Source organism: Curtobacterium sp. LFS079, from assembly GCF_047977865.1.
Taxonomy (GTDB): domain Bacteria; phylum Actinomycetota; class Actinomycetes; order Actinomycetales; family Micrococcaceae; genus Arthrobacter.
Window position 1 is genome coordinate 53,737 of record NZ_JBFPFO010000015.1, and the last position, 23,142, is coordinate 76,878.

Genomic DNA, 23,142 nt, shown 5'->3' on the forward strand with positions numbered 1-23,142 from the left:
TCAGTAGCCGGGATGGGTCAGAGCTCCTACCGGGCCTCGCGGACCAGGAATGAGCTGAAACCGGAAGTGACGATTCCTACGGTGGATGTCCTCGAAACGTAGACCAGCAGACCCAGCGATCCGCTCGCCTGGAGGACGCCCGCAGTGGCGTCCGTGAATGTCGACGCCCACGCAGCCGGCTCCGGGTCCGTTGCACGCCAGGCCTTGGCCTGGAGCACCGTCGGCGAAACTCCCGATACCTGAAGCCTGATCTGGAGCTGGTCTCCGGCATTGATTGTCACGCCGGGAACGACGTAGCTGGTGAGGGTCGTTTCGGCTCCCCCCACCACCCGGACGAGGTACAAGGTCACCTGGCCGGTTGCGGAAATCCACACCTTTGCCCGGTAGTCGTTGTTCGTGCCCACCCTCCGGCCGATCAGTGAGACAAAGTAGCCGCCGCCGTCGGGCCGCTTGTCCACAGCCACTTTGACCGTGAGATCGCTGGCCTGGGAGGACACTGCGTTCAGGTAGGCCGTGGACTGGCCTGCGGCATCCGTTACCATCCGGGCGGTTCCCGGGGTGACCGAATAGCTGGTACCGGCGGCGCCCACGGTCCACGGACCGCCCACATCCGCCGAGCCGAAACCGGAAGTAACCGTCCTGGCAAAATCGTCCTGGGCAATGATTCCGGGGGGCGCTACAACGGTAACGTCGTGGCTGATCACGCCCGTCGCACCCTTGTTGTCAGTCACGGTCAGAGTGACACTGTAGGTTCCTGCGGTCGCGTAGGTGTGGGACGTCGTCACCCCCGTGCCGGCAGCGGTTCCGTCGCCGAAGTTCCAGCTGTAGGAAGCAACCGTCCCGTCAGGGTCCGACGATGCGGATGCGTCCAGCGTCGCCGTCAGCGATGCAACCGACGCAGTGAAGGACGCCACGGGTGGTTGGTTGGGTGCGGTGACGGTGACCGAATTAGTCGCCGTGCCCGTTGCTCCCTTGTCGTCTGTGACCGTCAGCTGAACCTGGTAGGTACCGGCCGCCCCGTAGCTGTGCGCCGTCGTCACGCCGGACCCCGCTGGCGTGCCGTCCCCGAAGTCCCAACTGTAGGAAGCTATGGTCCCGTCGGAATCGGCCGACGCGGACGCATCGAAGGATACCTGGAGGTCCGCCGCGGAGCTCGTAAACGAAGCGGTGGGAGACTCGTTGCCTCCACCTGTGGCCCACAGGAAGTGGTTCTGGATCTCCTGGTCGCTGAGCACGGAAGGATAGATCGCGACGTCGTCAATGGAGCCGTTGAAGTAGCGGCTCGTTGGCGCAGACGCCCAACCGTTGAGGTTGTCGCCGCCGACCTTCCAGTAACCGTAATACACCTGTGCGGACGTGGCGTCCGTACGTTGTCCAACCTTCTGGCCGTCCACGTAAAGGGCCATGCCCCCAGTCCCGAGACTTGCGGTGACCTGGTGCCATCTTCCGTCGTTGTATCTGGTCGTTGTGTTGAGCGTGGTCCGTACGCCGTAGGGATTGACGCCGAACCAGAGCCGGCCGAGGTTGTCCATGTAGACGTGCCTGTCGTAGCTGCCCGAATTCCCGGTGCTGTTTCCGAAGCCCAGGATCTTGCCACCAAGCAGAGTGCTCGTCTTGAACCAGCCTTCGAGGGTGAAGGTGTTCGGCCCGGATATCGTGGTCTGGGTCCGGGCCACTCCCGTGGACACCCCGGAGAAGTTCGCCGCGGTGTTGCCGTCGCCCTGGATGGCGCCGGCAGCGCCCCAGGTCACCCCGGCCCCGGTGAGCAGCGGGAGGTTCCCCGCCGCATCTGCAGCAGTGGTGCCTCCGGTTTCGCCGAGCCGCCAGTAGTTCGTCGCGCCGTTCCCCCAGGTTTCGGAGGCGTAGTGGCTGAGCGTGCCGCTGGAGGCGACAGTGACGTTCACCGTCTCAGAGCGGGCGAAGTTTCCCGAGCTGTCATGGACGAAGACACGGTACCCGTAGGTCCTCCCGGGTTGCAGACCCGTGTCCGTGAAGCCCATGGACGGCCGGTTCCAGAAATTCGAGGAGAGACTTCCCACAAATATCGGATGGGTGGTGTCGCCGTCACGGTTCACCTCGTACGTGAGGTTGGCGTTGTCCATGTCCCAGTTCGCCTGCCAATTGATGCGGACTGTTCCCGCGGCCGGCGAAAAGACGGTGGGGTTGAAAGCTGCCCCGACGATTTGCGGGCCTCTCGTGTTTGGCGCCAAAGTCTTCACGGCAAAGCGCACCAGGCCCTGTTGGGGTGTTCCGTTGACGGACGGGAATTCGCCGCCAAGGATCACGTATGAATCATTGCCGGTCACCGCCCAGGCAGCCTGTTCCTGGCCGGTGAAAGTGCCCCATTGGAGCTCCGGGTACCACTGGAGGAGGGCGGGCGAGGGATTCCCTGCGAAGTTGGTGTAGTCATACGGTTCCCGCGTAATGGTTCCGGTAGCTGCTTTGCTGAAGGCGAGGGCGCGGTGGTAGGTCCACCCAGGTTCGGTCTGCGGGAATCCTCCGATATTGCCGCAGTAGTGGTCGTGGCTCACCGTGTAGACGGCGGTTTGCGAAGGGTAGATCCCGTAGGTGTCGCCGTGGCAGTCTTCGATCCATTTGATCGAGCCATCATTCCAGTTGGCCGAGAACGTCCCTTCAAGGGACCCGCCGGCCCTGCCGTAGGTGTACCCGGTGCCGTAGGCGTTCGTGGCGTCGGAGTCGAGGCTGAGAATGGCCCCTTGCGTCCCTCCGTTGCGGATCAGGGTGTTGGCGGCCCATGGAAGCACGTTGCCTTGGGTCGTGTCGAGGGCGACCAGTCCGTAGCCGGGGTTGGTGGAGCCGTTGACCGAGGTGAAGCTCCCTCCCACGAGCACCTTCGAGGCATCAGGGGAAAGCACCATGGCGTTCACATCGCCGCCGGCGGGCTGGGGGTTCCACGGAAGGAGGGCGGCATTGCTGGCCTGCACCGCGGCCAATTTTGGACGGGCAACCGAGCCGAGGGCGTTGAACCACCCGCCCAGATAGACCGTGCTGCCGGTGGCGGCGATGGCCGTGACACGCGAAGTCGCCCACGGGTTGAAGGAAGTGATCAACGCCCCGGTCGTCGGGTTGAGCGCCGCTACGTACGATTGCGGGGTTCCATTTACCTGCGTGAATGATCCGCCAACGTACAAGCGTGATCCGTCAGGGGAAGCCGCGACAGTGACGCCTTGGGCATTCAGGCTGGCATTGAACGTGGCGTCGAGCACCCCGGTCCGGATGTCATAGGCGAGAATATTCGCCTTGGGCACAAGGTTTGTGCCCGGAGCTGCTCCTGCAGGCCGCGCGTTGGAGAAGCTGCCCACCGCATAGGCCTTGTTTCCGATCACAGTCTGCTTCCAAACCACCCCGTCCACCTGCACGGTCGGGAGCGCATCCGCGGTTACCGTCGGAGGTGTCGCAGGATTGAGGGGATTCACCGGATCGCTGTCCGCGAACGAGGCCGACGCCCCCAGGACCAGTGAAGCCGCCATCATGGCAGCCGTGGTGGCAAAGGACATGGCCCTGCGCACCAAGTACTTCTTGCCCCGCCTTCCGCCAAGGACAGGAGAAGGTCCCTTGCCCGGGGGCGTGGCGCCGGTAACCGGCAATTCCTTAATAGACATGGTTTTCCCTGCCTTGATGAGTGCTTGTAATGCCAGATGCCGCCAAAATGCCGATGTCAGTGGTGGAGTACAGGCCCCGGATCCAATGGTCATTTCGGTGCAGGTCCACATTGAGTTCGTTCAACGGTGCGTGTTGGCTGCCGGGGATGATGGGAAAATTCCGCGCGGTCCCGTGCACCTGGCGCACCGGAATGCCGGCGCGCAGGGCCACCCAGTGGAGCCAGATATCGTCTGCGCCGGGGCAGACGTCCATGAAAAGCGCGCCCCGGCGGCGCAGTTCGCGCAGCATGCCCGGCGGATAGATCACACCCGAGGCTCCCAGAGCGAAATTGCTGAAGGCGGGTTTGGTGTCGCGGCGGCATCCCCAGACCTCGTACTGCGTGATGCTTCCGTTGTTGACGCCGATCATGCTGACCCGGTGGGCATGGATCATGTCCGGGTGGGCCAGGTTGGCCTCCAGGAGCACCCGGAGCCAGTTGGAGGGATAGAGGACGTCGTCGTCGGCAGTCACCAAGGGGTAGCCCTCCAGTTCAGGCGCCGAAACGTAGGGATAGTACTTCGTGTGGGGTCCGTAATTACCGCTGAGCCGGACCTCCACGCCGCGGCGCCGCAGCCTGCGCAATGCAGCGGGCTCGGAGTCCATGAGCCGCGGATCATCCAGCCAGAGGATCAGCCGGCGTGGCCTGATCTCGCCGCGGGCGATCGATTCGAGGGCTACCGCCACAGTGTCGATCCGCGCCCCGTGGGTGGTCATCGAAACCACGACGTCGGCAGTGCCGGTGGCCCTGCCACGCACCAGCAGGTTCCGCAGCCTTAGCCGGGCCAGCCCTGCGTAGGAGGCAAAGGGGAGTTCCTTCCCGACGCGGTGGGCTCCGGTCCGTCCCGTCTCAGGCCTCGAAGGCCTGGTGATGATGCCGGTCATCGCGGAGCCTGCCCTTCAAACACTGCTATCGGCGTAAGGGCATCCAAGTTCAAGTAGATCCGGACATCATTCCTCTGGTCCAAAGGTATAGCGAAGACGAGGACGCTTGAGGCGCTGCCGCCGGGGGCAACGGACAAGGGAAATTCGGTCGCTCCGGGGCCGCTGAGTTTGCCGGACGGGATGTCGCTGCTGCCGTAGCTGACGTTGACAACCGCCGTGTCGAGCGGCACAGCCGCCTTGGTGCCGTTGCTGACCGTGACTTTGAACCGCACCGCCGGGCCGGCGATCTCGCCAATGCCCTTGGCTTCCCCGGCCACGGCTTCAAGATCGGTGATGGTGGCAGTGATTCCGCTCTTGACCGCCTTTTTCTCGCTCAAAGGTACTGGCGCGGCGACCGGCTGGGGAATTGCAGCCAGTTCCTTCTCCGTCTTGTTTCCGGGGCGAACCGGCGCGGGGTCCTTGGCCGGCGCGCTGCTCTTCGGGGAGGGAGCCTTCGACGGCCCCGCGGACGCGGTCGCCGTTCCTGACGGCGGGACAACCGCGCTCGTGGGGCCCGACGTCGGGCTCCCGGTGCCGTCGGGGACGGTTGCCGCTGAGGGCGTTCCGCCTGTGGGTCCGGGCTGGTTGGCAGCCCAGACGACAACGACGGTACCGGGAAGTGCGAGTGCGGCGACCAGGAGCGCCGCACGAAGCCGTGGCCCGGCACGCCGGGTGGCTCCGTTTCCGGGCGCCGGCCCGGAACGTGAGGAATTGTTCATCGCTGACCCCCAGCATCTGGCAGAGATTCCGGGACAGGTTCCCGGAGGTGTCGTCCATGCGGCGCTTCGGGGAGCATGGAAAGCTCCCGGAACCATTTGACGGACGCCAAGACCAGGAACGCTGCCGTCGCCGCAACAATCACGGTGTACACAGTGATGAACACCGGCACTGCCCCGTAGAGCACAAAGACCCAGCACAACAATCCGTAGTCCATGGGCACCACCATGACGGAGCGCACCCAGGAAGGCCGGCGGGCATCGTCGGCCAAAGACTCGACGCCGCGCTGCCGGCGCAGCTGTTCAGTGAGGATCATGCTGAAGAACAGGACCGCACAGACCACTGCCGCGGAGAGCGGTACCAGCAGCACCAGGAGCGGAACGGCGTCGAAGCGGTACAGACCCACCACCAGGGCGAGCGGAAGCACGGATGTCTTGACCGAGTCCACCATGTGGTCGAGCCACTCCCCCGCCGGAGACCCGGTCCGCGTGAGGCGGGCAAGCTGTCCGTCCGCGGAATCCAGGGCGTAGCCGGTGGCCAGGAGCAGGGCCACCGCGACGCCGAGCCACAGCGACGGCGGGAACAGAATGAGCAAGACGATTCCCGCAAAGGTGAACACGGCGCTGATCCCTGTCACCGCGTTCGGCGAGAGGCCGGCCGCAAATGCCAGCGCGGCAAGGTAGCGCCCCAGCCGGCGGTTGACGTAACGCGAGTAGGCCGGTGCGCTGCGCGCAGCGTTCTTCTGCGCCCCGCCCAGGCGGACGAGGGCGCTGCGGAACGCCGGGGAACCCCCGACGCCGGAGACCGCTTTGACGCTCACCGCACTACCCTCGCTGTTCCGTGTTTGGCTGTTGCCCGCTTGGGATTGGTCCGCCGGCCGCGCTTGGCGGCGAGGTCCAGGCACAGTTGCTCATAGCCGTCGGCGACGTGGTCCCAGTCGTAGCGGCGCGCGAAGGCGCGGGCCAATTCGCCGCGTTCGGCGAGCCCTTCCCCGCTTTCGGCGTCGTCGGCGAGCGCGGACACCTCGTCCGGGCTGCTGAAGTAGCGGCCGGCGGTGGAAAGCACCTCGCGGTTGAAACCGACGTCGAAGGCGTTGGTTGCCGTGCCCGATCCGATGGCGCGCAGCAGCGACGGGTTGGTCCCGCCTACCGAGTGCCCGTGCCAATAAATGCGCGCATTGGCGTAAAGCTGGTCCAGCAGTTCCTGGTCCCACACCCCGCCCACAAAGCGCACACGTTCGTCGCCCAGGGCATGGACCGTGCGGGTGTACTCATCCGAATACGGCGCCGAGCCAACGACCACCAGCGGCGTCTTCGCGGCACTGCGGACATACCCGTCCACGATCAGGTGCACATGGTTTTCGGGTTCAAAGCGCGCCACCACCAGGTGGTAGCCCTGCTCTTCCAGGCCGAGTTCGGCCAGCTTCGCGGACCCGCCCCCGGACCGGATGGGGGCGCCGTACGCGAGGTACACAGTGTCGGCGTCGAACTTTTCCCGGTAGTAGTCCTGGATGCCGACCGCGTCCGCGATCAGCAGGTCCGAGCACCGGACAGCGAGCGCCTCCATGCGCAGGTAGTACTTCTGTCCCGCGGGACCCCACTTTGCACGTTTCCATTCGAGCCCGTCCACGTGGGTGGCCACGGGGATCCCGGCGGCGCGGATCAGGGGCAGGAACGGCGCGTTGGCGGCGTTGAACACGATGGCGGCATCACTGCGGCCGCGCAGCTGCCGCCCGATCAGGTGCGTGACGGAGAGCCCGGTGTGGCTGAGTGTTTCCAGTGCGCGCTTGCGCAGCGCGGGCAGGAAGACCAGCTTCATGCCCAAGTACTCGTGCGGGTCCTCCTCCGGGTTTCCGTTGCTGTGCCGGCAGTACACGGTAACCTCATGGCCGCGGGCAGCCAGGCGCCGGCCGATCTCTTCAATGGCCGTTTCGAAGCCGCCATACCGGGCCGGCACCCCCCGGGTTCCCAGCATCGCAATCCGCATTCCGCTCATGGCCGGCTCCAGGCGGTGCGCCGGTTTGGCTGCTCTCCGATCAATTCGAGGGCTGCGCGCAGGGCGGAACTGGAAGTGTGCACGGTGTACGGGAAGTAAACGACTTCGACACCCACTTTCCCGAAGGCCTCTTCGAGCCGCAGCCCTTCGGGAGTGCCTTTCCAGTCGTCACCCTTGAAGAACAGGTTGAAATGCAGTTGCTCCCAGACCTGGAGCTTGTCCGGCACGGTTTCGGCGAAGGCCATGTCAACGTAGCCGATGTTCCGTACGATCTCGATCCGTTCGGCGAGCGGAACCACGGCTGCCCTGCCCCGGACCAATTCCAGCATCTCGTCGGAGACAACTCCTGCAATCAGATAGTCGCAGCGGCTTTTGGCATGCTTGAGGATGTTCAGGTGACCCACGTGGAACAGGTCGAAGGCGCCCGGCGCGTATCCGATTCTGAGACCCATGATGCAAGCACCCCTTCCAGTAAGGCGGTCCCGCTAGTAGGCACCGACCGGCTTCAGGACCACCTTGGCGGTGCGCCAAAGGATCATGATGTCGCCGGTCAGCGACCAGTTTTCGACGTAGTAGAGGTCCAGGCGGACGGATTCGTCCCAGTCCAGGTTCGAGCGGCCGTTGATCTGCCAGAGGCCGGTGATGCCGGGCTTGATCAGCAGCCGTCTGCGGGCGTGGGTTTCGTAGCCGTCCACTTCGCAGGGCAGCGGAGGCCGCGGCCCCACCAGGCTCATGTCGCCGCGCAGCACGTTCCAAAGTTGCGGAAGCTCATCCAAGGAGTACTTGCGCAGCCAGCGTCCCGCCCGGGTGACCCGGGGATCATCCTTGATCTTGAACAGGGGCCCGGAGCCTTCGTTCAGCTCCGCCAGGCCGGCAAGGTCCTCTTCGGCAGTGATCACCATCGAGCGGAACTTGTACATCATGAAGCGCTCGCTGTTCCGGCCCACCCTCTCCTGCTTGAAGTACACGGGACCGGAACTGTCACGCGAAACAATCAGGGCCAGGACGGCGAACAACGGAAGCAGGAGCAGCAGCGCCGCTCCGGAAACCATGATGTCCACCGCACGCTTGAGCACATGCTTGCCGCCGGTGAACTGGGGCAGTTCCACATGCATAAGCGGGAGGCCTTCAACCGGCCGCCAGTGGATCCGGGGTCCGGCAACGTTGGTCAGGCTCGAGGCCAGGGCCAGGCCGGCGTCGGTGCACTCGAGGGTCCAGGCGAGCTCCCGGATGGCCTTCGGCCCGCCCGGCAGGGTACCTGCGACGACCACGGAGTTCACCCCTGCGCGCTGCGCGGTTTCCGCCACCTCCTCGGCGTCGAGCCCGCACATCACCGGGATGCTCCTGGCAGAAAGCTGGAGGCGGCTGCCCGCCTCCATGCCCGGCAGGGCCGCGCCCACCACCTCGTAGGCAGCGCCGGAGACCTTGCCGAACTGCCGGATCACGTATTCGACGTCGCTCCGCTCACCCACCACCAGCACTTTGGAAAGGTAGTGGCCGAATTCACGCTGGCGGCTCAGCCACGCGCGCCATTGCCAGCGGCTCAGCACCAGGAGGAACGCCCCGGCGGGCAACGCGAGGGCGAAGTAGCTGCGCACCACATCGACATCCAGCACGATCATCAGGATCGCCATGCCGCCGAAGACCCGGATGGTAGCGTCCAGCACCCGCTTGTATTCGTCCGAACCGATTCCCAGGACTCTGTCATCGCGGGTGTGGTAGACCTCCAGGGCGAGCACCCAGACCACCAGGATCACGCCGCTGACGATCAGGTATGAGGTGCCCGAGGAAGAACTCAGGGCGCTGGCGGGTTCGAAACGCAAGGTGTAGGCGGCCACCACCGTGAGCAGCACGATCGCAATGTCCGTAATGCGCAGGAAGCGCCGGTATCGCTTGGCCCAGGGTGTCCCGGAGTCCACGGACGTCGCCGGGGCAAGCAGCGCAGGATCCCATGCCGTCCGGTGCGGAAGGTGGGGTTTCAGGGACGCAGAGCCGGTTTGGCGCCAGTAGGCGGAGTGGTTGACCGTGCGTGCGTGGAAGTCGTCGATGGCGCTCATGCCGAGACCAAGTTCAGGGAGCCGGCGGCGGCTGGGGGTAGAGCCTTGGTCTCAGAAGACTCTAACGCCGCCGGCTCCGTCTTTGGGGCGCAGCCGGACCCAGGCGGACGGCGCCAGAAAAAACCGGAAATAAGCGATGGACCGGACACACGGCCGGACTCTTCGGCCGGCCGCCCCCCATCGTCAGCGCACCGCAAACTCCGGTGCGTAACCGCTGGCAGCGCCCGCGCTTCCAGCACGGCGGTCAACGACACATGATCGTCGAGTCGGGCTGGTAGCTGGCGCATCGTGAGACCCTTTTTGGCTGTTTTCCAGTGGCTGAATTCAGTCAACCGTCTGGAGCAGCGCGGCACATCCGTAGCCACTACTCGACTTCAAAGGCCATACAGGGCCGGAGCCGCGGTTCAGGTACTCAGTTCAAGAGGGGACGGAACGAGCATTACTCGGCTGTACTCATTCCAATTAGTCAATTCGCTTGAATAACTACTCGACCGCTCCTGAAGTACTCAGTTTGGGGTCTCAGGGATCTGAGTAGCCGCCTGCTAGAGGTTGCCGGCCGCGGAAAGTTCCTCGCGGCTCCGGATGCCCAGCTTGGCATAACTGCGGTATAGGTGGCCTTCAACGGTTCGCACGGACACCATCAGCTTGTCGGCGATCTGCCGGTCGCTCAGGCCCGATGCGGCCAAGGCGATGATGTCCCGTTCACGGCGCGTCAGCTGCACGGTCCCCGGTGTGGGCAGCTCCGCGGCAGGAGTGCTCCTCTTCTCCCCGAGGGCGTGGTCGCATGCTTCCTTGCCTGCCGCCGCCTGCCGTGCCGCGGCCCGGTCCCCGCTGCCTTCGGACAAGGACAGCCCCAATGAGTAGCAGTCGCGCGCGAGCCGCATCTGGCCGAGCGCCCGGAGGTAGTCCCCCGAGGACAGCACGGTCCGGATGTCCTTGCTCCCGCGGGCCGTGGCAAAGCGCGTCCAGGCCGACGCCCAAGTGCCGCTCATGGTGCCGCCGTGTTCCACGGTCCGCTGTGCGGCCGTCGAACTGCCCAGCTCCAACCAGAGCGAAAGCGCCTGGAGTTCGACGCCGGCCGGGAGCCCGCCGGCCTCACCCGCCACCAGGTCCTGGAGCCTCTGGATGCCTGTGCCGTCGCGGCCCAGGGCTTCCTTTGCGGCGGCGGCGAAGACCGGCGCGAGGAGGGCGTCGGGCCCGGAACCGCGGCGGATGGTGTCGCCGAAGGCGTCAAGCATGGCCCGCGCCGCGCCCGTCTCACCGGCACGGACGCCGGCGTAGGCCGCCATCGCGGTTGCCGGAGCCAGCACCTGTTGCGGATCATTCAGCCGTAGCATCTCGACGGCGGGACGCAGCACCTTGAACGCCTCGCCGTGGTGGCCCTGGCGCAGCCGGGACAGCCCGCGGAAGTACTGGACAGTGCCCCCGAATGTCATCAGGCCGGCACCGGATTCCGCTTCATAGGCTGCCAGATGTTCCTCTGCACCGACCCAGTCGCCGGCGTCCAGGGCTGCGGCCACCTTCCGGTACAGGACGAACTCGGAATAGAAGAACAACTCCTCCGGATCCATGTCCACGTAGGCTGCCGCCTGTTGCGCGACGCCGTGCGCCTGGACGGGATCCCCCTTGGCACGCAGCACATCCGCACGAAGGGCGAGGAGGAATGCCCGTGCCGGGCCGCCGTCGTCGCCTACTGCGGTAGCGGTCTCAGGGGCATCAAGCAAGCTCGCCAGCTCTTCGAATTCCCCGGAAACGTCCAGCGACAGGAGCCTGGCCATCAGCTCCCCGGCCTCGTTTTCACGCGCGGTAAGGCCGGATATCCTGCCGGTTCCGTTGCCGTTGCCCGATTGCAGGAAGTTTTCCAGCAAGGAGTGCAGCAACGCGGCGCCGCCGGTCCATTTCCGCCTGCCGGCCTTGCCGTTTTCGGCAGTGCGGACGGTTTCCGAGAGGACCCGGGCCGCTTCGGCATATGCCTTGCTCGCTTCTGCGTAGCGCCCGGCATTGAAATGGGCGCGGGAGGCGGCCAGCTGGGCGTGGGCCTTGGTGGGACCCTGCGCCAGCATGGTGGCCAGCGAAATTGCGGCTTCGTTCTGGAAGGTCCGGGCCGCATGCACCGAGGCCCTGAGCAACTGGCGCTCGGGAACCTTCACCCCGGATTCCAGGGACCAGATCACCCTTCGGAGCAACGCCGCTTCCGACGTCTGATGCTGTTCGAGGCGCCACGCCAGCTGCTGGTGCAGCTGCAGGCTCCGGGAAGCCGAAACCATGCTCCGGATTGCCTCGGCGTAGATGGGATGCCGGAGCCGGAGCATGTCTCCCCCGCCGGATGCCACCAGAAGCTGGTTCTCCACGAGATTCTGTAGCAGGTCCACGCCGAAGTCGTCTTCGAGGGCATCCATGCTGACGGGCTCCGCCAAGGCGATCAGTGTCAGGGCATCCCGCTCCTGGGCAGTCCTGCGCAGCAGCTGGTTCCGCACGAATCCGGTAAGGGCTGCGCCGTCGGTTGCCAGGGCCCCGTTCAGGATCCAAACCCCATTGCGCCTGGCCAGGGTGCCTGCCGAACGCGCGTCCTCCACCAGGCAGGTGAGCAGCAGGGGATTTCCCTCGGAAGCCGACCAGAGGAACTGGACCGTACTTGCGAGGACCGGTGCGCCGAGGAGGTTTTCGCAGACTTCGCCCACGTCCCCCCGTCCCAGGTGCCCGAGGTCGATGCGTTCGGCCATGCTGTCATACCAAAGCTGCATCAGGGGCGCGGGCAGGCCCGGGCGGGGACGTGCAGAGGCCACTACCTTGGCCCAGTTGGCGGTTATCAGGTCCACGATCACGTTCGCGGTGGCCTCGTCCAGTTCGTGGGCGTCGTCCACCAGCAGGAGCAGCGGTTGCTTGCGGCCTTCGCGGAGCCGCTCGAACTGGGCCCAGAAGGCCCGCAGGATGGCGATGTGGGAACTGGTGGGATCCTCCGGAAGGTCCACCAGGTAAGGCGCCAGCACCCCGTAGGGAACGTTCGAAAGGGACGGGCTTCCGTGCACCCGCATGACAATGAATTCCTGGGACAATGCCGCCGCGATTGCCTCGGCCAGGGTGGACTTCCCGGCCCCGGCTTCGGCCACCAGTAGCACCGCGGCGGTGGACCCGCCGCGCAGGGCCTGCGTGGCCAGGTCAAGCTCGTGGTCCCTGCCCACCAGTGGACGGGTCCGTACCGGATTGACGTCGGCGAGGCCGCCAGGGCCTTCGATGCCCCTGCTAAATGAGGCCAAGCAGATCACGTCGCGAGGACACACTCAGCTTGGCAAAAACCTGGTAAAGATGGCCTTCAACGGTGCGGACAGAGACTCCGATGTCCTTGGCGATGTCCCTGTTGGAGACGCCGTGCCCGGCCATCCGGGCAATCTGCCGTTCACGTTCGGTGAGCAGCGGCGCATTGCCCTGCGGCACGACGGGCAGTTCAACCAGCAGCTGGGAAAGCCTGTCCAGCCTGGCCTGCGCCTGGCGCAGGGTGGTGTGGTCCGAGACGGACCTGGAGTAGTCGAGGGCGAGGGCAACGCAACGGGCCTCCATCGCGTCCAGCTCCAGGCTCGCCGCAACGTCCGCGGCCTCCATCATGATCCGGGGGCTGTGCGCCAGGCAGCCCTTGGCCATCAACGCCGAGAGCCTTGCCAGCGGACCCTGCCTGTGCCCGGCGATTTCCTCCATCAGGCGGAAGTCCTCTTCCCGCCCGTTGACCGTGGCGCCCACCAGGTTCAGTCCGGCGGTGGTGTAACGGCCATGCGCGAGATCCTCGCGCGCCGCGGAGATGAGCCGTTCCCGGGCCTCAGGCTCGCCCAGCCAGCGCCGGGCCATGTCGGAGCAGAATTCCTGCGCACGGTTCGAAAGGAACGATCCGGAAGTTCCGGCGTCGTTCTCCATTGCCAGGTAACTGTAGGCATTCGGCGAGTCGCCCAGCTGGGCGTATGCGAAGGCTGTGGCCGCGTAGGCAAGCTGGAGCAGTCCCATGATGGAGCGGTGCTCCAGTTGGGCCACGGCCGGAAGGAGGAAGTCCAGGGCTTTGGCCCCGCGTCCGGCGAAGAGGTTGGCCAGGCCGACGGCGAGTTCCAGCGCCGCGCCCCTGTACTGCAGTTCCGAAGGCGATGCGAGGGGCCCGGAACCCAGCATGCGCAGGCAGCTGCGCCACTGGCCTGCCTGAAGGTGGGCGCAGAAAGCCGCCAGGCGGAAGTAGTCCCGCAGCCCGTGCGTTTCCGGAAGCGATTCCATCCTCTGGCCGACGAATTCGACCAGCCGGAGCGCGTCCACTTCCCGCCCCGTGACGGAGTAGGCCTCGATAAGGATCACGGCGCAGGCGAGGCTATGCTCCAGATGGCCGGGGTCCTGGTCCGCGGAGGCGCTCTCCAGGGCCCCGATGACCTCCGTGTAGTTCCCGATATATGCGGCGTGCGCGAATTCCTCCAGGTCCAGTCGCCGTTCAGCCGCGGCGAGTTCTTCCTGGGCCGATGGGGCAGCTGACGCGTGCTCCCGGAGGGAAACCAGGCGGTCCCTGGCTTCGCGGATGACGCTGCTGGCCTCCTCCGCACGGCCCGCTGCCCAACGCGTGGCGTTTCCGCGGGCGGCGAAGTACGTAGCAAGTTCAAGGGCCGGCAAGGCATCAATCTGTTCCCGGGTCACATCCAAGACCTCGGCGAGAGCCCGGCGATAGTCGGCCATCAGGATCAGGGCCTCGGCTTTCCGGCACTGCCCGGCCACCCACTCGGGATCGCTGCGCTGGATCTCTGCGGCGCAGTCCAGCGCGAAAAGGGGGTCGAACTGGCGGACCGCAGCACCGGCAGCAGCCAGAGCGTGCGCCGCGCTGAGCGGCATCTGCGCATCTTGGGACAAGGCTGCGTGGCTGAGGACTTCCTGTTCGGACATGTCCGCCGGATCGGGCTCCTGGCCATCCAGCAAGGTGGCCCGCAGTTGCCTGCGGCGGGGCACCGTCAGCCAGGAGCGCACAATGTCGGCCACATACTGCTGCCGCAGCGAGGTCCAGCGTTCCGGGGAATCGTCCACGGCAAGGAGCCCGGAATCTTCCATGTCAGCCAAGGTCTTGGCGTCATAGACCGCGGCGAGCCGGCCCAGCGGGACGCGCCGTGCACAGGCCAGCATTTCGACGATCTCGCGCGCTTCGGGGCTTTCCTTGGCCCACCGCGCCCGGACCACTTCTTCGAGGCCGTGGGCACTTTCCATCACAAGGTCGCCGCGCAGGGTCCAGACCGAATTCAGCAGCACCAGGTTGCCGGCCGCACGCTGCTCGGCGACCAGGGACTCGAGCAGGAGGGGATTGCCGCCCGAGGCGGTATGCAGACGGCTGACCAAGGCAGCCGTCATCCGGTGCCCGAGCATCGTGCCGAGGACCTCGGCGGTCTGCTCGTGGCCCAGGGTTTCAAGCTGGACCTCCGCGAGCCTGCCTTCCTGCAGGAACCAATGGAAGTCCACGGGCAGGTCGCTGGGCTGTTGGGCGATCGCGATGATCCGGGCAGCACCAGTCAGCAGGATGTTCATGAGTACACCGGTACTCATCTCGTCCGTGCCGCCGGGATTGTCCAGGACGAGGATGACCTCCCGCCCGCCGGCGTCCTCGCGGATCAGGGAGGTGATTCCCTGCAGGATCCCGGTGGGCGACGCCATGTACTTCTGCGGCAGCCTGGCGAGCATGAAGCTGAAACAGCTGTACGGAGCGCCTTCCCCCGTGGAAGCGCTCCGCAAATGAATGACGTATGGGTTGTTGTCCAGGGATGAGACGACCAGCCGCCCCATGGAGCTTTTTCCCACCCCCTGGGCGCCGGTGATCACCACGCCGAGTACTTCGGGACGGCCAAGGGCGTCCTTGACCCGCGCCATCTCGCGCCCCCTCGCGGCGACGGACCACTGCATGTGGCTGTCCGTCCCGGCATCCTTCTTGCCATGCTCCAATGCCATCGAAGCATCGCCCCAGCTCTGCGTCTCCCTAGACATTTATCAGTCCTCAATGTCCGGTGGCGAGGGCCGAACGGTGCCCGGACGCCACTTAACGAGTAGCGTACTACCTCCTTTTCCAAGTAAGTAGAGTCTGCGGAAAGGCACTGACTGAACGAGTAGAGCAAGTACTACCCGTCCCCGGAATTCAGTTTTTGGCGGGGTGGAATTTCTGTTGGGCAGCCGGCAGCCCGCTGGAGACCAGCATCTCGACGGCGTCCGCGGCCTCGTCCAGAAGGAACGGCAGTTCCTTCTTCTCCGCCGTCGCGAAATCCCGCAGCACGAAGTCCGCGGTGTCCATCCTGCCGGGCGGACGGCCGACCCCCACCCGGACGCGTAGGTAGTCCTTCGTGGCAAGTGCCTTCGAAATGTCCCGCAGGCCGTTGTGGCCGCCTTCCCCGCCGCCGATCTTGAGCTTGACGGTGTTGAAGGGAATGTCGATTTCATCGTGGACCGCAATGATGTGGTCGGCCGCGATGCCGAAGAACTTCGCCAACGCCGATACCGGGCCGCCGGTGACGTTCATATAGCACATCGGCTTGGCCAACACGATCTTGGGACCGCCTATCCCGAGCCGGCCTTCCAGCACCTGTGCCCGGGCCTTGTGGGCCTTGAAGCTCCCCCCGATCCGGGAAGCCACCTCGTCAAGGACCATCTGGCCGACGTTGTGCCGGTTGTTGCTGTACTGGGCGCCGGGGTTGCCGAGGCCGACGACCAACCAGGTTTCTGTCATGGACTCATCCTAGGAATCATGGGGTGAAAGGAAAAAAGAAGTGGCCGGGACCCGTACGGGTCCAGGCCACTTCCACAGGCATTCCTGCCCCGGCTCCGCGTTTCCGGGAGCCGGCAAGGACTACTCGGCGGCGGGAGCGGCTTCCTCAGCGGCTTCGCCGGCTTCCTCAGCCGGGGCAGTGGCCTCGGAGAGGTTGACGATCAGGGTCTCCGGGTCGCTCAGCAGGGAAGAACCCTTGGGCAGTTCGAGGTCGGAAGCGTGGACGTGCGCGCCGGCTTCGCGGCCTTCGATGCTGAATTCGATGGCGGTGGGCAGGTGGGTTGCCTCGGCCTCGAGGGAAACCGTGGTGGCTTCCTGGTTCACGGCAACGCCGGAAGCTGCTTCACCGGTGATGTGCACTGCAACGTCAACGGTGACCTTCTCGCCCTTCTGGACGGTCAGCAGGTCGATGTGCTCGATGATCTGCTTGATCGGGTCGCGCTGGATGTCCTTGACCAGGGCCAGGTGCTCTTCGCCGTTGATGTCCAGGGACAGCAGGGCGTTGGCAACGCGGACGGCCAGGGTGGTGGCGCGGCCCGGCAGGTTGACGTGCAGCGGCTCGGCGCCGTGGCCGTAGATGACGGCGGGGATCTGGCCGGCTGCGCGGGCGCGGCGGGCGTAGCCCTTGCCGAATTCGGTGCGCAGTTCTGCTGCGATCTTCTGCTCAGACATAAGAGGCTCCTCTTGTTCGATGGCCGACGGCGCGTGGCCGGGCCAGGTGGGCGGCGGGACTCGTCCGGCCGCCCGCCGGCCGTAAGGCCGGCTTGGGAGCCCAGGACCCAGTCGATAACGGGACCGCAACAAGGCAGTCCCCTCGCCAAGGTGACGTCCCATCCTAGCAGACCGGCCGCCGTCGGGTTTAAACGGAGGGACCCGCTTAAACGGAAGGACCCGCGGACAGATGTCCGCGGGTCCTTCCTTCGGTCTGGTTTCAGGCCTTGCCGTCGAACAGGCTGGTGACCGAACCGTCGTCGAACACTTCGCGGATGGCGCGGGCGATCAGCGGCGCGATGGACAGCACGGTCAGCTGCGGGAAGCGCTTCTCGGCCGGGATCGGCAGGGTGTTGGTGACCACCACTTCGCGGGCACCGGACTCGGCCAGGCGCTGCGCCGCGGGATCGGAGAACACTGCGTGGGTGCAGGCGATGATGACGTCCTTGGCGCCGGCGTTCTTCAGCACCTGGACGGCGCCGGAGATGGTTCCGCCGGTGTCGATCATGTCGTCGATCAGCACGCAGGTGCGGCCTTCGATCTGCCCGACGACGGTCTTGGACACGGCCTGGTTCGGCACCGTGAGGTCGCGCATCTTGTGCACGAAGGCCAAGGGGGCGCCGCCCAGGCGCTCGGCCCACTGCTCCGCGACGCGGACGCGGCCGGTGTCCGGGGAGACCACGGTGATGTTGTCGGCCTCGACCTTGGTGCGGATGTAGTCGGCCAGCAGCGGGATGGCCATCAGGTGGTCCACGGGGCCGTCGAAGAAGCCCTGGATCTGGGAGGTGTGCAGGTCGACCGACATGATGCGGTCGGCACCGGCAGTCTTGTAGAGGTCGGCCACCAGGCGGGCGGAGATCGGCTCGCGGCCGCGGCCCTTCTTGTCCTGGCGGGCGTAGGGGTAGAACGGGGAGACCACGGTGATCCGCTTGGCCGAGGCACGCTTGAGCGAATCGATCATGATCAGCTGTTCCATCAGCCAGTTGTTCAGCGGTGCCGGGTGCGCCTGGATCACGAAGGCATCGGTGCCGCGCACGCTCTCGGCGGAGCGGACGTAGATCTCTCCGTTGGCGAAGTCGTAGGCATCAATCGGCAGGAGTTCGGTCTCCAGCTCCTTGGCGATTTCCTGCGCGAGCTCCGGGTGCGCCCGCCCGGCGGCAAGAACCAGTTTCTTCTCGCCGTGTGCCGTAATTTCGCTCATGCCTGTTTGCCCTCTTCTGTGGTTGCCTGAGTACTTGAGGAGTCTGGGGTGCCGCCGTCCTGCGCCAGTCGGGCTGCGGCCAGCTGGGCGGAGTTGCTGCCGGGGCGGTTGGCGATGACCCAGCCTTCGGCGTTCCGCTGCCCTGCCGCGGTGACGGCCAGCGCACCTGCGGGAACGTCCTTGCGGATCACGGTGCCGGCACCGCTGTAAGCGCCGTCGCCGACGCTGACGGGAGCCACGAAGACCGTGTTGGAACCGGTGCGGACGCCGGAGCCGATCACGGTGCGGTGCTTCTTCTCGCCGTCGTAGTTGGCGGTGATATTGCCGCAACCGATGTTGGTGTCGTCACCGATTTCGGCGTCACCGGCGTATCCGAGGTGGGACAGCTTGGAACCGCGGCCGATGGTCACGTTCTTGGTTTCGTAGAAGGCGCCGATCTTGCCGGTCTCGCCCAGGACCGTGCCCGGACGCAGGTAGGTGAACGGGCCGACGCTTGCCTTGGCCCCGATCCTGGAGCCCGAGCCGTGGGTGCGGGTCACCTTGGCGCCCTCGCCCACCTGGACGTCGGTGAGGGTCGTGTCCGGGCCGACGACGGCGTCGCGCGCCACCGTGGTGCTGCCGTGCAGCTGGGTGTTGGGCAGCAGGCGGACGTCTTCGTCGAGGGTGACGGTGGAGTCGATCCAGGTGGTGGCGGGGTCGACGACGGTCACGCCGGCGCGCATCCAGCCTTCGACAATGCGGCGGTTGTGTTCGGCGCCAAGGGCGGCGAGCTGCACGCGGTCGTTGGCGCCTTCCACCTGCCAGCGGTCGCCGGTGACGACGGCGGCCACGTGGCCGCCGTCCTGGCGGGCGATGGCGAGGACGTCGGTGAGGTACTTCTCGCCCTGTGCGTTGTCGGTGGTGACGTGGTTCAAGGCGTCGCGCAGGACAGCGGCGTCGAAAGCATAGATTCCCGAGTTGATCTCGCGGATGGCCCGCTCCGCGTCGCTGGCGTCCTTGTGTTCGCGGATGCCCAGCACGGAACCGTCTTCGGCGCGCAGGATGCGGCCGTATCCGGTGGCGTCTTCCAGGACGGTGGTCAGCACGGTCACGGCGTTGCCGCCGGTCTCGTGCGCGGCAACCAACTCAGCCAGCAGGCCGGAGCTGAGGAGCGGGACGTCACCGTAGGTCACCACCACGGTGCCCTCCACCGTGCCTTGCTTGTCCAGAGCTTCGAGGCCCTGTTCGACGGCGCGGCCGGTGCCGGGGACTTCATCCTGGTCCACCACCAGCGCATCGGCGGCGATCTCGGCCAGGTGGGCGGCCACCAGGTCGCGCTGGTGCCGGACCAGCACGGCAAGGCGTTCGGGGTTGATGCCCCGGGCTGCGTCGAGGGCATGTCCCACCATGGATTTTCCACCGATGGGATGGAGGATCTTGGGTGTACGCGATTTCATGCGCGTGCCCGCACCAGCGGCCAGGACGATTACAGCGGCAGGGCCTGTTGCGGCGGGGCTCACTAAGTCGCTCTCCTTGTTCGGTTTCCACCGGGGTGGACCCGGCTGGCATCTGCTCAATCCTACTCTGGCTCCGGAGGCCACCATCCGCCGATGCGGCGGTCCGACCCCGGAAAAACAGTGCCGGCAGATCACCGACGAGTTCCGCCCATAGGATTCGAACCTATACTCCACGGCTCCAAAGGCCGGGGTGCTGCCGTTACACCAGAGCGGACCGTGCGCGCCGGCCGGCAGGCATGGCCTGCGGTTCCCCGGGCTGACCGGGTGGCGCGCACAGGTATCAAGTCTGCCATGACCGTTTGCTTCCGCGCGACTTCGGACCCCCGCGTGCATCGTCATCCGGCGGCGGACGCCCCGGAACCGCGCCCCATGGAATCTTGTCTCCTTGCCATGAGGCATGATGGTTGGGTGAGCAACAGCACAGGATTTTCCCGGCAGGACGGCGGAACAGCGGGCGCCGTGGAGGCCGCCGCCGGCCGCCCCGTCCGTGCCCGGATGACCGGTCCGCAGCGCCGCTCACAGCTGATCGACGTCGGCCGCGGCCTCTTTGCCGCCCGCGGACTGGACGGCACCACCATCGAGGAAGTCGCGGCAGCGGCGGGCGTCTCCAAGCCGGTCATTTACGAACATTTCGGTTCCAAGGAAGGCCTCTACACCAAAGTGGTGGAGAGCGAATTCCGGATCCTGCTCGATTCCATCAACGATTCCCTTGCGGTCGAAGCCAAGCCCCGCGTCCTCGTTGAACGGGCCGCCCTCGCCTTGCTGGGCTATATCGAGGAACGCACTGACGGCTTCCGGATCCTCATGCGCGACGCCCCGCCGTCCCAGCCCGAAGGCGCCTTCTCCACGCTGCTCTCGCATGTGACCGCCCGCGTGGAGCACATCCTCTCGGACGAGTTCTCTCGACGCGGCTTCAGTTCCGCCGACGGGGCCATATACGCCCAGATGCTGGTGGGCATGGTGGCGATGACGGGACAGTGGTGGCTCGACAGCCGTACTCCGGACAAACGGGCCGTCGCCGCGCACCTCGTTAACCTCGCCTGGAACGGCCTCACCGGCCTGCAAAAGGATCCGGAGCTGCGGGACGAGGCGTAGCGTCAGGACGCGACGATCCGGTCGAGGCGCCCGCGGGAGATGATGGCGATCTGGCGCAGCGCCTCCTGCAGCTCCGATTCCGAATCGGCGCCGATGCGCCGCTCGAACTCCGCGAATATGGAGTCTTTGGTGTGCCCGCGTACCGCAATCACGAACGGGAACCCGTGCAGCGCCAGGTAATCGCGGTTGAGGTCGGCCATCCGCGCGAGCTCCTCCGAACTGAGTGCATCCAGCCCTGCGCTGGACTGCTCGCCCGTGGACTCCGTAGTCATCTCCCCCGCCCTGGCTTCTTTGCCCGCCAGGGCCGGGTGGCCGTTAAGGAAGTCCAGTACCGTCTGCCGGCCGGCCGCCTCGACTACTGAGAACATCGCCTTGTGCAGTTCGTCGACATTCCCGAAAGGATCCGCGCGCCAGGCCCGGCCCGCTACCCACGGCGAATTCTCAAAGACCGGACCGAGTGCGTCAACGAACGCTTCCTTGTCCATGGCGTTGATCTCACTCAGGCTGTAGGTGGACTGGGATGACGACATGAAATCTCCTTTGATTTCCGCTGACGCAATATGCGCCCGGCACCGCGGGTCGAACGGGGTGCCTTGAGATTATGAAGCGCCGAAAACCGGGTCAAGAACCTCCGCGAACACACCAAATATGACCGGCCATCCGGGACCGGGCGTCAGCCGGCCCTACTCCCCCAGGATTTCGGCTGCCTCAAGCCATTCGAGTTCGAGGCCTTCCTTTTCGGCGAGGAGTTCCTGGAGTTTGGCGTTCAGTTCGCCCAGGGCGTCGAAGTCGCCCGACTCGGACTTGGCCGCCATCTGGGTGTGCAGCTTTTCTTCCTGCTGGGCGAGCTTGCCGAGCTGGCGGTCGATCCGGTTCAGTTCCTTGCGGGCTTCGCGCTTTTCCGCCTCGGTGGGGCCGTTTGTACCGGCCGCGCCTGAGGCGGTGCCCCCGGCAGCGGAGGCCGCCGTCGGGCTGGTGCCGGCAGTGCCGCCCACCGCACCGGAGGACAGGGCCGCTTCGCGCAGTTCCAGGTACTGGTCGACGCCGCCGGGCAAGTCGCGCAGCTTGGCGTCGCCCAGCAGCGCCATCTGGGAGTCCGTGACGCGTTCCAGGAGGTAGCGGTCGTGGCTGACCACCACGAGTGTTCCGGGCCAGCCGTCCAGCACGTCCTCGACCGCGGCGAGGGTGTCGGTATCGAGGTCGTTGGTGGGTTCGTCAAGCATGAGGACGTTGGGTTCGCCCACCAGCAGGCGCAGCAATTGCAGACGGCGCCGTTCACCACCGGAAAGGTCGGCCACGGGGGTCCACTGCTTTTCCTTGGTGAAGCCCAGCTGCTCCACGAGCTGGCCGGCGGTGAGGTCCTTGCCGGCCACGTTGAAGGAGCGCTTCTCGCGTTCGATCACCTCGACGACCCGCAGGTCCTTGACCTCGTCGAGTTCCTTGACGTCCTGGCTGAGGACGGCGGTGACCACAGTCTTGCCGCGCTTGACCTTCCCGGCATCCGGAGTGATGTCGCCGTTGAGCAGGCGCAGCAGGGTGGACTTGCCGGCGCCGTTGACGCCCACGAGGCCCAGCCGCTGGCCGGGCGCCAGGCGCAGGGTCACATTGTCGAACAGCTTGCTGCCGGCGTCGCCGCCCACATAGTCGAGCGAGACGTTCTCCAGGTCCAGCACGTCCTTGCCGAGGCGGGCGGTGGCCATCTTGTTCAGGGCGACGGAGTCCCGGGGATCGGGAACGTCGGCGATGATTTCGTTGGCCGCTTCGATGCGGAACTTGGGCTTGGAGGTACGGGCGGGCGCGCCGCGGCGCAGCCAGGCCAGTTCCTTCTTGACCAGCTGCTGGCGCTTGTTCTCGACGACGGCGGCCATGCGGTCGCGCTCGGCGCGGGCCAGCACGTAGGCGGCGTACCCGCCGTCGAACGGGTCCACCATGGCGTCGTGCACCTCCCAGGTGCGGTTGCAGACCTCGTCGAGGAACCAGCGGTCGTGGGTGACCACCAGGAAGGCGCCCTGCTTGGCCCGCCAGCGGGACTTCAGGTGCCGGGCCAGCCAGGCGACGCCTTCGACGTCGAGGTGGTTGGTGGGTTCGTCCAGCATGATGACGTCGTGGTCCTCGATGAGGAGCTTGGCCAAGGCCACCCGGCGTTTCTGGCCGCCCGAAAGCGCGTGGACATTGGCGTGCCAGTCGACGTCGCCTACCAGTCCGCCCATGATTTCGCGGATCTTCGGATTGGCCGCCCATTCGTGGTCCGCACGGTCGCCGACGATCGCGGCACCTACAGTGAGGTCCCCGTCCAACACGTCGGACTGGTCCAGGTAGCCGATGTTCACGTCGCCGCGCTTGGTGACCCGGCCGGAGTCCGGGGTGGAGCGCATCGCGAGCAGCCGCATCAGCGTCGATTTGCCGTCGCCGTTCCGGCCCACCATGCCGATGCGGTCGCCGTCCTCCAGGCCGAGCGTGACGCCGTCGAGGACAGTACGGGTCGCATAGGAAACGGTGAGGTTCTCACCGCCGAGCAGGTGGGCCACT

At 66.1% G+C, this 23,142-nt stretch carries 16 protein-coding genes and 1 tRNA gene; 1 reads left to right on the top strand and 16 read right to left on the bottom strand.

Annotated features, from left to right (window positions below; translation table 11 throughout):
* Positions 1-26: 26 nt before the first annotated feature.
* The 14 genes from ACNQPB_RS18280 to ACNQPB_RS18345 form a co-directional block, all read right to left on the bottom strand.
* Complete coding sequence (locus ACNQPB_RS18280; RefSeq protein WP_498753842.1) at positions 27-3,623, bottom strand: PKD domain-containing protein; 3,597 nt, start codon at positions 3,621-3,623, stop codon at positions 27-29.
* Positions 3,613-4,545 carry a hypothetical protein gene (locus tag ACNQPB_RS18285; RefSeq protein ID WP_498753843.1) on the bottom strand — a complete coding sequence of 311 codons (933 nt, stop codon included), beginning with the start codon at positions 4,543-4,545 and terminating at the stop codon, positions 3,613-3,615. Before ACNQPB_RS18285 ends, ACNQPB_RS18280 begins: the two co-directional genes overlap by 11 nt.
* Positions 4,542-5,303 (bottom strand): hypothetical protein, encoded by a 762-nt coding sequence (locus ACNQPB_RS18290; protein WP_498753844.1) that lies wholly within the window; start codon positions 5,301-5,303, stop codon positions 4,542-4,544. Before ACNQPB_RS18290 ends, ACNQPB_RS18285 begins: the two co-directional genes overlap by 4 nt.
* Positions 5,300-6,121: a CDP-alcohol phosphatidyltransferase family protein gene (locus ACNQPB_RS18295; protein ID WP_498753845.1), complete on the bottom strand. Its 822-nt coding sequence runs from the start codon at positions 6,119-6,121 to the stop codon at positions 5,300-5,302. Before ACNQPB_RS18295 ends, ACNQPB_RS18290 begins: the two co-directional genes overlap by 4 nt.
* Entirely contained in the window at positions 6,118-7,296 is a 1,179-nt protein-coding gene (locus tag ACNQPB_RS18300; protein ID WP_498753846.1) for a DUF1972 domain-containing protein, read from the bottom strand. Before ACNQPB_RS18300 ends, ACNQPB_RS18295 begins: the two co-directional genes overlap by 4 nt.
* Entirely contained in the window at positions 7,293-7,748 is a 456-nt protein-coding gene (locus ACNQPB_RS18305) for an FAD synthase family protein (protein ID WP_498753847.1), read from the bottom strand. Before ACNQPB_RS18305 ends, ACNQPB_RS18300 begins: the two co-directional genes overlap by 4 nt.
* A 33-nt stretch (positions 7,749-7,781) precedes the next feature.
* Positions 7,782-9,353: a sugar transferase gene (locus ACNQPB_RS18310; protein ID WP_498753848.1), complete on the bottom strand. Its 1,572-nt coding sequence runs from the start codon at positions 9,351-9,353 to the stop codon at positions 7,782-7,784.
* A gap of 542 nt (positions 9,354-9,895) precedes the next feature.
* Positions 9,896-12,610: an AAA family ATPase gene (locus ACNQPB_RS18315; RefSeq protein ID WP_498753849.1), complete on the bottom strand. Its 2,715-nt coding sequence runs from the start codon at positions 12,608-12,610 to the stop codon at positions 9,896-9,898.
* Entirely contained in the window at positions 12,597-15,338 is a 2,742-nt protein-coding gene (locus tag ACNQPB_RS18320; protein WP_498753850.1) for a helix-turn-helix transcriptional regulator, read from the bottom strand. The genes ACNQPB_RS18315 and ACNQPB_RS18320 overlap by 14 nt, the downstream gene beginning before the upstream one ends.
* Before the next feature lie 148 nt (positions 15,339-15,486).
* Positions 15,487-16,071: an aminoacyl-tRNA hydrolase gene (gene pth / locus ACNQPB_RS18325; protein ID WP_498753851.1), complete on the bottom strand. Its 585-nt coding sequence runs from the start codon at positions 16,069-16,071 to the stop codon at positions 15,487-15,489.
* Between the two features lie 120 nt (positions 16,072-16,191).
* Positions 16,192-16,782, bottom strand: coding sequence for a 50S ribosomal protein L25/general stress protein Ctc (locus tag ACNQPB_RS18330; protein ID WP_498753852.1), 591 nt, complete (start codon positions 16,780-16,782; stop codon positions 16,192-16,194).
* Between the two features lie 259 nt (positions 16,783-17,041).
* Positions 17,042-18,022 (bottom strand): ribose-phosphate diphosphokinase, encoded by a 981-nt coding sequence (locus tag ACNQPB_RS18335; RefSeq protein ID WP_074586418.1) that lies wholly within the window; start codon positions 18,020-18,022, stop codon positions 17,042-17,044.
* Positions 18,019-19,521 (bottom strand): bifunctional UDP-N-acetylglucosamine diphosphorylase/glucosamine-1-phosphate N-acetyltransferase GlmU, encoded by a 1,503-nt coding sequence (glmU, locus tag ACNQPB_RS18340; protein WP_498753853.1) that lies wholly within the window; start codon positions 19,519-19,521, stop codon positions 18,019-18,021. The genes ACNQPB_RS18335 and glmU overlap by 4 nt, the downstream gene beginning before the upstream one ends.
* Before the next feature lie 139 nt (positions 19,522-19,660).
* Positions 19,661-19,732: transfer RNA gene (locus ACNQPB_RS18345), tRNA-Gln, on the bottom strand.
* A 281-nt stretch (positions 19,733-20,013) separates the two neighbouring features.
* Between ACNQPB_RS18345 and ACNQPB_RS18350 the strand changes: the two genes are divergently transcribed.
* The gene (locus ACNQPB_RS18350) at positions 20,014-20,613 is read left to right on the top strand and encodes a TetR/AcrR family transcriptional regulator (RefSeq protein ID WP_498753871.1); all 600 of its coding nucleotides are present in this window, start codon (positions 20,014-20,016) and stop codon (positions 20,611-20,613) included.
* A 2-nt stretch (positions 20,614-20,615) separates the two neighbouring features.
* On the opposite strand, the gene uraD is transcribed toward ACNQPB_RS18350, so the two are convergent.
* Entirely contained in the window at positions 20,616-21,143 is a 528-nt protein-coding gene (gene uraD, locus ACNQPB_RS18355) for a 2-oxo-4-hydroxy-4-carboxy-5-ureidoimidazoline decarboxylase (protein WP_498753854.1), read from the bottom strand.
* A gap of 153 nt (positions 21,144-21,296) precedes the next feature.
* Positions 21,297-23,141 carry an ABC-F family ATP-binding cassette domain-containing protein gene (locus tag ACNQPB_RS18360; protein ID WP_498753855.1) on the bottom strand — a complete coding sequence of 615 codons (1,845 nt, stop codon included), beginning with the start codon at positions 23,139-23,141 and terminating at the stop codon, positions 21,297-21,299.
* Position 23,142 lies beyond the last annotated feature (1 nt).